Source organism: Streptomyces sp. DH12, assembly GCF_020873895.1.
Lineage (GTDB): Bacteria > Actinomycetota > Actinomycetes > Streptomycetales > Streptomycetaceae > Streptomyces.
Genome location: NZ_JAHWGT010000005.1, coordinates 251,237 through 260,822 on the forward strand (window position 1 = coordinate 251,237; position 9,586 = coordinate 260,822).

9 protein-coding genes are annotated in these 9,586 nt (G+C 70.1%); 2 read left to right on the top strand and 7 right to left on the bottom strand.

What is annotated here, in order from left to right; genetic code table 11:
- Positions 1–1,321: 1,321 nt before the first annotated feature.
- Both LPA54_RS06815 and LPA54_RS06820 read right to left on the bottom strand, forming a co-directional pair.
- On the bottom strand, positions 1,322–1,849 hold the full coding sequence (locus LPA54_RS06815) for a hypothetical protein (protein WP_228974772.1): 528 nt from the start codon (positions 1,847–1,849) through the stop codon (positions 1,322–1,324).
- Between the two features lie 195 nt (positions 1,850–2,044).
- A complete protein-coding gene (locus LPA54_RS06820; protein ID WP_228974775.1) occupies positions 2,045–2,593 on the bottom strand; it encodes a tellurite resistance TerB family protein in 549 nt (182 codons plus the stop codon).
- Between the two features lie 375 nt (positions 2,594–2,968).
- Between LPA54_RS06820 and LPA54_RS06825 the strand changes: the two genes are divergently transcribed.
- Positions 2,969–3,205, top strand: a complete 237-nt coding sequence (locus LPA54_RS06825; protein ID WP_228974777.1) for a hypothetical protein — start codon at positions 2,969–2,971, stop codon at positions 3,203–3,205.
- Positions 3,206–3,811: 606 nt separating this feature from the next.
- On the opposite strand, the gene LPA54_RS06830 is transcribed toward LPA54_RS06825, so the two are convergent.
- The 4 genes from LPA54_RS06830 to LPA54_RS06845 form a co-directional block, all read right to left on the bottom strand.
- Positions 3,812–4,117, bottom strand: coding sequence for a hypothetical protein (locus LPA54_RS06830; protein ID WP_228974778.1), 306 nt, complete (start codon positions 4,115–4,117; stop codon positions 3,812–3,814).
- A 255-nt stretch (positions 4,118–4,372) separates the two neighbouring features.
- Positions 4,373–4,837, bottom strand: a complete 465-nt coding sequence (locus tag LPA54_RS06835) for a hypothetical protein (RefSeq protein ID WP_228974780.1) — start codon at positions 4,835–4,837, stop codon at positions 4,373–4,375.
- The gene (locus LPA54_RS06840) at positions 4,824–5,036 is read right to left on the bottom strand and encodes a hypothetical protein (protein ID WP_228974782.1); all 213 of its coding nucleotides are present in this window, start codon (positions 5,034–5,036) and stop codon (positions 4,824–4,826) included. Before LPA54_RS06840 ends, LPA54_RS06835 begins: the two co-directional genes overlap by 14 nt.
- A 233-nt stretch (positions 5,037–5,269) precedes the next feature.
- On the bottom strand, positions 5,270–7,030 hold the full coding sequence (locus LPA54_RS06845; RefSeq protein WP_228974783.1) for a hypothetical protein: 1,761 nt from the start codon (positions 7,028–7,030) through the stop codon (positions 5,270–5,272).
- A gap of 188 nt (positions 7,031–7,218) precedes the next feature.
- Between LPA54_RS06845 and LPA54_RS06850 the strand changes: the two genes are divergently transcribed.
- Positions 7,219–7,395, top strand: coding sequence for a hypothetical protein (locus tag LPA54_RS06850; protein WP_228974786.1), 177 nt, complete (start codon positions 7,219–7,221; stop codon positions 7,393–7,395).
- Positions 7,396–8,331: 936 nt separating this feature from the next.
- On the opposite strand, the gene LPA54_RS06860 is transcribed toward LPA54_RS06850, so the two are convergent.
- Positions 8,332–8,574: a DUF6411 family protein gene (locus LPA54_RS06860; protein ID WP_023591429.1), complete on the bottom strand. Its 243-nt coding sequence runs from the start codon at positions 8,572–8,574 to the stop codon at positions 8,332–8,334.
- Positions 8,575–9,586: the final 1,012 nt, after the last annotated feature.

Here is a 9,586-nt window from a genome sequence, read left to right on the forward strand (position 1 = left end):
ATGCCGCCGTCCTGCGCCCGTCGCGGCCCAGCCCCGTTGCTGGGCCGGCCGTCGCCGGACCGTGCTGCCCGGATGTTTGCCTACACCGCCCGGTCCGCCGCCGTACCGCCCCGCCGCCAGGCCGTCGTGCACCGTCGGGTGGCCGCCGCTCCCCGACTGCGCGCTGGTCGCTGTCTCGCCGTCCGGTCTCCCGGGGCATCCTAATTCTGCTGCGGCCGACCGGTGACCGCCGTGGCGTCGCGAGCCCGGGTTCGCAAGCCCCCGCCGCCGCACTGCCGCCGCTCCAGGGCCCCGCCGTGCCGCCGCCGCTGTCACGGCTACCCCGCCTGGCGGTCGCCGGCTTCCGGCGTCGCTCGGTGCCGGTGCCATTGCATGGCTGGGGCCCGAGGGGGTCCGCTGCCTGGTCTCCCTCCGGGCACGCCGTCGCCCTGCCGCCTGCCGCCCTCCCGTTCTCCGTCGGCGCCGCGTGTGTCCTGTGCCGCCGCCAGCCCGCCGTCGTGTGTGCCGCTGTCCTGCCGCCGGGTGGCTTCCCGCCGTGTTCGTCCTGATGCCGCCGTCTGCTGCGCGTGCCGAACCAGCGTCGCGGCCGCAGTCCGGCCGCAGTCCGGCGACGGTCGCTTCCGGGGGCCTCGCCTCCGCTGTTGCCCGCCGGGCCACTGTTCGGTTGCTGTGCCGCTCCCCGACGGCGCCCGCCGCCCGCCGCCGCTCCGCGGCGTCCTGCCGTGCGCCACCACGCCCGTTCCCCGTCCGGTGGGCCACGGCATTGCCGCTGCGGTCGGCCCGCCGTGGCTTCGCCGCTGCAACGTTGCCGCGCCTTGAGCCCCGGCCCGGCCGCGTGCCGCCGTCCAGGCCCCGGTGGCCACCGGCCAGTCGGTCGGGTGCAGAAGCCGCTCGCCTCCGGCGTCGCCCCGCCGCTGTCCTGCTGCTCCGTACCGAGACTCCCTTGCCGGGGCCGGCCGATCACCCTCCACCGTGCTGCGGCCGGGAGTCCGGGCCCGGAGGCCCCCTGGCAGCCGCGCTGCCGCCGGGCGACCGCCGGCCCGCCGCCCTCTGCTGCGCCGTCGGCGGGCCGGGCCGCCACATGCCGCTGCTCCCAGCCGCTCACCTTTGCGTCGCCGCCTGTCGTTCGCGCCTCGGCCGCTTGCCCGCTGCTGCCTCGCGTGCTGCCGTCCCGTCATCCCACGCGTCGCGTCGCCGCCTGCCCGCCGCCCTCTCGGGCGTCCTGCTGCCGCGGGTGCCTCGCTGCTGCGGTTGCCCGCCGGGCCGCCTGCGCCCTACTGTCCGGCCGCTGCCGGCCGCATGGCCGAGCGGGGCGGCAGTCTCAGTCCTGGGTGCCGACCGAGCCGTCCTCGGCGGCCCGGTTCCACAGCTTGCTGTAGACCCGCAGGTCTTCATCGGACAGGTTCAGATCGCCGTGGCCGCGGACGGTGGTGGTGTCCCAGGGCCTCAGCCCATCGTGGCGGGGGGTGAGCAGGATGCCGAGTGCGGAGGACCTCTCGGCCCTGCCGGTGCGGAAGGTCACCTCATGGTGGCGCAACTGCACGAAGGCGGTGAACGCGGCCCGGATGTCGTCGTCGAAGCGGCTGGCGGCGCCGACGATGAGCTGCTGGGTTCCGCCCGCGTCGAGCTGGCGCCGAAAGCGCCACTTCGCCTCCTCGTCAGGGACCTGGGGAACATCGCCGAGCATGTCCAGCAGGAGGCGGCCCCATTTGGTGCGGGCTCCGACGGGAAGCCGGTCGAGGTCGGAGAGCACGGTGTGCCGGTCGGCCTCGGTGAGGAGGCCGACCAGCGGGCTGAGGGCGATGTCCCATAGCAGCAGACAGCTTTGACGGCCGGCACGGTGACTCATACCGCCCTTCTGGCCGGTTTCGGCTGCTCGCCCTCGGGTGCCGCGGTTGGATCGTCGGAGGTTCTTGGTGGCGTCCGTGATGGACCAGACCCCGGCCTCCCGAGCGCCGTTTCTGGCCACTGGACGGCATGCTGGCCGTCCGGTTCCGCTGATGTGGCCGTGCACTCAGCCGAGGCGATCCGGACCACGGACAGATCAGAGCTGGAACTCGGCGGGAGACACTCCCAGCGCTGCGCAGGCTTCCCGGATGATCATTTGCTCGGGCTGGGAGACATCACCGTCAGCCCCGGCGATGACGATGCCGGTCTGGATCACCGCCCTCGCCTCAGTCGGCTTCTTGGCGGCCTTGGCAATGTCCTGCATCGCCTCGGCCTTGCCCTGCTGGAAGTTGCGAGTCAGCTGGTCCACATGCTTGTTGAAGCGTTCGCGCAACTGCTCCGGCGGGAAGTTCTGCAGCACCTCATTGCTGAGGATCATCGACTCGACGTGCTGCCGCTCGGCCGGATCCACCTGCCCGTCCGCAGCCGCGACCAGAGCGCACATCGCCATGCTCGCGTCCCGGTACGCACCGCTCTTCAGCTCCGTCTTGAGGGACCCGAGCTGGGTCTTCAATACGCTTACCAGCTGGGCGCGTGGGCCGCCGCTGGACATTCCGCCGCGGTTCGGGCCGGGGGTTGCACCGCGCCCGCGCTGGGCCTGCTGGAGAGTCTGGGCCTGGTCCTTGAGTCGGTCCCACATTGCCATTGACGTCGCCCTCGGTATTCCTCTGAGCCGGTCGCGATTCCGTTCGCGCGTTCACTTGACCAACGGCTACCTCCAGGCAAAGGTTCCGCAAAATGCGTTCAGCGTCCGGCGGGACTGGACGAGGACGTCACCGACACGGTCGACCTGTACGCCAAGTGGGCACCGGGCAGCCCGTGGACCGGGCGTATGGTCCTTCGGCCGCCGGGTGCTGCCGTGGCGCCGGCGCCGCCGAGCCTCGGTCCTGCGCCGTCGCGGCGCCGGTACGGCGCCTGCAGGTCTGGCCGCGGCCGCCTGCCGTCAGCAACCCACGCCCCGACGTGCCGCCGCTGCCTGGCCGTGCCCCGTCGGGTTGCCGAAACCGCCCGAGAGGTGTACGTGCTCGGCTGTTGGTCCCCGAACGGGAGCCCGGGCGCCTCGATCACGAACACCGACACCACGGTGCGCACCGCGGCGGCCGCCGCCGGCTACCCGTTCGTCTCGCCGGTGACGGGGTCGGTGGACGACTCGGCGGGCGCCCTGATGGTGACGCACGGCCCATGGATCACCGCGGGGAACACGGCCGCGTACGTCGGGGCCGACGGCGTCCACCCGACCGACGCTGGCCACGTCTAGCTCTCACGCCGGATCGTCGCCGGGATCCGGGAGTTGATGCCCGCCTGACCCGGCCCGGTGTCCTATAGATTCTTGACTAAAATAAGGGAGCCTTGCAGCTCAAAATCCCCCGGAACGGGTTGGGAACCAGCCCCTCGCTGGTGGTTCGGCCTCGGGGAACATCGGTACAGCCGTTGGCGCTAAGCCGGTGATCTTCAGGCCGGAGTTCTGAGGCCGGTGACGCGGTTCTCGTACTCGCGGCGGGCCTTGCGCTGGGCAGGGACGGCAGGGACGCCCTGGGCGCCGTCGAGCGGTTGGCAGCGGCTCGGCGGACAGCGGGGTGGTGCGGCCGATCGGCCGCAGTCGGCCGCCGGAGTCGTAGCGGCCCAGCACGAGCACGTGGGGCCGCCGCAGCGTGCCGGTCACCGCCCCGAAGGAGTCAGCCCCACATGACCGCTAAACACTATGCCTGGACCGTCCTGGAGGTGCGCCGCCCCGGCGACGTCCCGCTCGACCTCATCCCGTCGCGGGCCACCGGATGGGACGCCCTGGGGTGACGAAGGCCCGTCGCAGGGCCGGGGCGGGCGGGTTAGTCAGGCTGACTGGCTGGACCGACCGGCACCGACATCACTCTTCGAGAACACTAAGAACCCCTTCTTTCACCTGGTCTTCATGGCCGCTGAGCAAGCCTTTGATCTTGCTGAGGACGCCGAGATTGCCGCACTGGTTGGCCGGGGCAGCGGATGGGGCGATGGCCTGGAGACCGGAAGCCGTGCCCGGGTGCTGAGTTGTGGCCGCCTCGTTTCGCGTTCCACCATGATTGGCGCAGCTGTTGTCATGAGCCGCGTTGCCGAAGCCGATGATGGTGTCAGCCATGGCCGGTTCCGTGGCTACGCCGACGAGCCCGGCGGCGAAAAGGACCAGGGAGATCACACGAAATCTCTTCACAACCAGTCGAACGATCACGAGACGGTTCAAGGCACGCGCATGCGGCCTAACGATTCCCCTCCGCGGAACCCCCAGCCGGTGTGCTAATCGTCCATGATCGTTCTTAGCGCCCACCGCTGTACCGATGCTCCCCGAGGCCGTGGAGCCCCGTGGGTTCAGGGAAACTGAAGGCTCTTCAGCGCGAACCCGCGGGTCGCAAGCTGTGCTCTGTGGGGGTCGGCCCCCGAGTTCCTTGCCAACTCACGGCGAGGCGTCCTGGCCCGTGGGCATCGTCGCCTCGTGGAGATGTTCCTCAACCGGACCCAGGTGCTGGTCATGGGCCAGGACGATCTCGTCCGCGAGGTTGAGGATGCGGATGGTGCCTTCGGGGAACTGGACGGTGATGCCGACGGCGAAGTCGTAGTTGCCGTGCTGGTAGCGGATCTCCCGGACGGAGAGGATCCGCTGGCCGATCAACCGGGTCATGGGGAACTCGGGCAGGTCGTCCTCGACCGTGGTGTGGCCGCACTCGTCCATGTCGTAGGGGCCGTGGGGCTGGTCGATCTCCAGGGACAACCCGTCGCCCGGTGTGTGGAACCGGACGGGGCCGAGGCCGTCCATGTGCAGCCACATGTGCAGGAGGGAAGACTCGGTCTCCTGGTAGTGGTGCCAGGATGTCGTCACCTTCAGCAGGCGCCTTCCGACCAGGTCCTCAGCGTTGATCATCCACCGATGCTGTCACGACGTTCCACGATTCGGCATTGGTTTCCAGGAGGCGCCGTGCGGAGTCCGCGTAGCGCATGGCGGTCTTCTCATCGAGCCCGAACACCTCGGCGAGGTGGAGCGGGTCGGGCCCGTGGGTCAGGGGTTCTTCGAGTTGTCGGTCGACGCGGAGCCGCTCCAGCGTGGCGTCCTGTCCGCGCATAGGTGCACTGATCCAGTGATTGCTGGCCCGGCTGGTCGTGTTGGCGGTCTGGTTGTTGATCAGTAGGTGGAGGTTCGCGGTGTTCGGCCAACGGCGGCGCCGGTGGGCCCCCACACCGCAGCGTCGCCACCCGACCAGCGACCGCGCCGTCTCGTCCCGGTGCGCGGTGGCTCGCCGTGTCCAGGACGGGCCGTCGCTTGCCGGGTCTGCATCGCTGCGGGTGTCGCGGCTGGTCAGTCCTCGAAAGTTATGACGATGATGAAGGTGACAGCGGCGCCGATGAGGCAGAAGAGCACACCGATCAGTTGTAGCCACCAGTAGGGGGACTCGACGACGAACCCAACGGAGATATAAGTCTCAAAGCAGCACCCGAGTGCCACCCATGCGGCTGTTTTCCATGGGGTCGCCGATCCCTTGAGAGCGCAGGGGATTGCGACTGTTCCGAGGCCGATCAGGAGCGCTATCCATAGCAGGGACAAGTGCGGTAGCGGACGAATCCTCGTTGTTTTGCCTGCCGCGCTGACTGCGACGATGTCGCCTTTCCAAACGGTGAGGTCCACCGTCGAGCCTTCGCGTACCGCGCGGTAGATGTCAAACTCGACCTGCTGGATTTCGGTGGCGCCAGAGGGGCGCTTGACATTGAGGCGGTCCATGTTCTCACCCAAGGAGCGCATTTTTTGCACCACTTGGCCGGTTTCTCTCCCGACGCAGTTTTGCTGTGCTGTTGCCGTGACCCCTGAAGGGCAGACGGGTGCGTGGAGGTCTGCGACGGTCTCGGCATGGGCGTCCACCGCCTGGATGATTCCCAGCACGATGGCCGCGAGTGCGAGGACGCAGGCGCCGATCTGAAGTACGTCGGCGAAGGAGAGATGCTTGTCCGAGTCCGCCGCAGGGCTCTTGGGCGATCTCAGTCGGCCGGCGCCCGCAGGGACGCCGGGGCCGGCTGGTGCGGTTCGGCCTGGTGGCCGACCTGCTTCGGCAGTCGTGGCTATTGTTGCCGTGACAGTAACAAGCGACTTCGGCGGCTCGGTTCCTTCATCGAGCCGTGGGGCGTCTGCCTGTTGACGGGCGTATGCGTCGTCGACGACGTCCAGCGCTTCGGCGACCGCCTGCTCCGCCGCGGTCCTGTGGTCTTCCGCCGTGCGGATACGCTCGATCTCCGCTCGCGACTCCACCAGGCGCCCAAGGATCTCGTCGGCCCGCTCCTCGGCCACGGCAAGTTCCTGCCGCGTATGGGCCAGCTCCTCCTCCAAAGCGGTGATCTTCTCCTGCGCCGCCTCGGACAGTTCCCGCTGCTGCAGCCGGTGAACGCGTTCCCTTGCTGCGGCCTGATCCTGCAGCTCGCGGACCTGCCGCCTGGCGACGACCAGCTCCATACCTGCCGCACTGCGGAATTCCACCAGCTCCCGCCGGGCAACAGCCGTCTCCTCACGGGCCTGGTCGATCCGCTGTTCCGCATCCGCCAGGCGCTGTTCAAGAGCACGCACCTGGTCCTGGGCCAGTTCGACTTCCTCGGCGAGCCGTGCCTTCTCCTGCGAGTGCTGCGCTCGAAGCCACTGAGCCTTCTCCGCGGCCCGCTGTCTGACGGCATCGAGCTCCCGCCGTAGCAGGCGCCGCTCTTCCTTCAGCACGCCGACCTCTTGAGAGAGGTCTTCGTACATGTAGGCGTCCTGGTACTTCTTGGCCCGGTTGGGGCTGAACGCCTTCACCGCCTCCACGTGCAGGGCGCGGGTCACCGTGCGTACCTCCTCGGTGACCTGGTTCCCGTTTGGACGAGCCTCCCTCAGCAACCGCTTGACGAACTCCAGGGTCGGCACCTCAAGGCCGTTGACGTAGGTGGAGACCTTCCCCTTGTCCGTGCGAAGCGCAGTGGCCGCTTCCTGATCCGTGGGAAACGACGCCAACAGATCCCGCAGATGCTCCACCCACGCCACCAGCTCTGAACCACCCGGGTTGCCCTCCTTGGGCTCCCACGCTGGCCGCTGGCCGTTCACCTCGCCACGCCAACCGGGCCTGCCCGGCTTTCCACCACCCGCCACTCCAGCCCCCCACCGAGTTGTTGCGCAGGAAGCATTCCCAGCAACACGATCTTGGTGTCTTCCGTAACAAAACGCTGCTCGCTCAGTGTGGAACAGCAGCCGACCGGCAGTACCTGTTTCCACCGACTTGAGAGAGGCAAAGCATGCCCAGCCGAAACCAGCCGCCACGCTTCCCGGACCTGACCGCCTTCGCGGCCGTCCTCAGCATCGGCGCCCTCCTGGTCGTCTTCGGCCACCTGACGACCGAGGAACTCGCCGCCTACACCGTCGCCATCGCCGGCCTCTTCGGCGTCTGGACCAACGGAAGGCGAACCCCGTAGAAGGCACTACCGGAGGCGGCGAGAACCAGAACACAGAGCTCATCCCGCGGCCTGCTTCGATCTTCACATGGTGCTCCTGCCCGACGTGGAGGACCTGCGCCGCCGCCCACCCGCTCCACTGCCCACCCGCGCCCGACGCCCACGACACCGCGCTCCGAGTAGCCGGTCTCGTCCCGCCCGGTCTCGCCCGACGCCGTGGTGCTGCGGTGCGCGGGGGCCGGGCGCTGGGCCGTTGGGCGCCGGACCGGCCGATCGGCACGCCCCCACTGTCACAAATCCCGTTCGCCTGTCCATAACCTCCAGTACCAGGGAACCTCGCTTGGGCCTTGTCCATGAGCTGTAGGCCAGTCGGATGTGCTGGTCGGAGCTTGGGGCGGGGTCTTTGTGTGGGGCCTTCGCGTGTCTAAGGGGGTGTGGTCGCACCCTGCCGTCCGTCCGGCACCTGACCGCGCAGATGGTCCGGTGCCGGGCGTTGCCGTGTTCAGTCCGCGGACCGCCCGCGGGCCCCTACTTTGGGAGGGAAACCTTCATGTCCACTGCTACCCACCAGCACCCACACGGTCCTGTATGACGCCGACGGCCTGATCGAGCCGGGCTCCCGCTCGATCGCGAACCGTACGAGTGCCTCGTCAAGGCCGTCCTCGCGTGGACCGACCAGGACACCCTCACCGCCAGCGACTTGGAGCAGCTCGCCCTCCAGCTCACCGGCCACGCCCGCGCGCTTGCCACTGACGACCAGCGCCACGCTGCCACCCTGCCGAAGAACGACGGCCGCGGCGCCCTCGCCGACGGCATTCTCTGCGAAGCCGCCGATTGCCTCTCCCAGCCGAGCGAGGAGATCGAGCAGCGCGGGCAGACCCTGCTGCTCGCCCTCGCAGACACACCGCGGCCCGGCCGCCAACGGAGATTGCGTGCCGGGCCGAGTGGGACGTGGGGTCAGAAGGGCATGTGGCCCCGCATGCGGCGGCCGGCCGTGCCACTCTTGCCGACCGCCTTCGAGCTGCTGCTGAACGGCTTGCTGAAGAGGCGGCCCAGCGGGCCGGGGGCCTTGCCGCCCGCGCGGGAACCCAGGCCGAGGGTCTTCTGAGTACCGCGCTCAGGGTGCTTGGAGAGGCGGGGCAGGAAGAACGCCAGAACGGCGAGTATGACGCAGACGGCAATGATCCCGGCGATCATCATGGTTGGACCCCACTTCCTCGGTGGTGCGCTGACGCTTCGTCGTGTGCGACCGCGTGTACCCGCCGAACCCTCGGTCACGCCCCGGCTCCGGCCGTCGTACGGCCGCTGGCCGAGGTCACCGTACGGCCGAGGTCGCCTCAGGCCCCCGGACCACTCCGCCGTACGGCCGCCGCGCCGGTACCAGACCATCCACCGGGGGATCACGGCGAAGGACTACAGCCAGGCGGTGCCCGTCGTCGTCACTACCGTGGAGCAGCTCCAGGAGCATGGCGTCGGCGCGGCGGTGTGGCGGCTCGTTGCCGTTCCCCGGCCGTGCCGCCGTCACCGCGCCGCCGTCCGCCGGTCCGGCCGCCGGGCCGTTGAGCCGCTGAGCCGTTGAGCTCCGGTCCCGCGCCGGCCGTGCCCCGAGCCGTTCCGGCGCCTGCGCGCCGTGCTGTCGCCGTCCGTCCGCAGTCCGTCCGCCGTCCGCCGTCCGCCGTCCGTCCGCAGTCCGGCTTCCTGCCGGGGGTGCCTCACCGCCGCGGTAGCCCGCCCGGCCGCCACTCCGCTTCCCGGTCGCGCGCCGCCGTTCCGCCGCCCGCCACCGCTCCGCGGCGTCCTGCTCCGCTCCCCGGTCGCGCCGCCGGATAGCCCCCGCCGCGCACCGGCCGCGCGTCGGTTGCCATCTCGCGGTCCGGTCTCCCGCCGCTTAAGCATTCCGACTCTGCTACGCCCGGCCGGCCGACCGCTGTACCGCCGCGGTAGCCTCGGGGCCCGCCGGGTCGCCGTTTCACCCACCACTCTCCGGTTGCGCGCCGCGGTCGTCCGCTGCTCGTGCCGCCGCCTGTCGCCGGGTGGCGCCTTTGAGTCTGGCGGCCGCGCCGCGCCGTCGGTACCCCGCGCCACGCGCCGTTTCCAGGACGCGTTCGCCAAGGTGGGCGACGACTCCCGCGTCCGGGCGAACCGCGTCCGCGCGTACCGCCACACCGGCCAGGACGACGACACCGGCGCAGTACGCCCGGTGCGCTCAGAC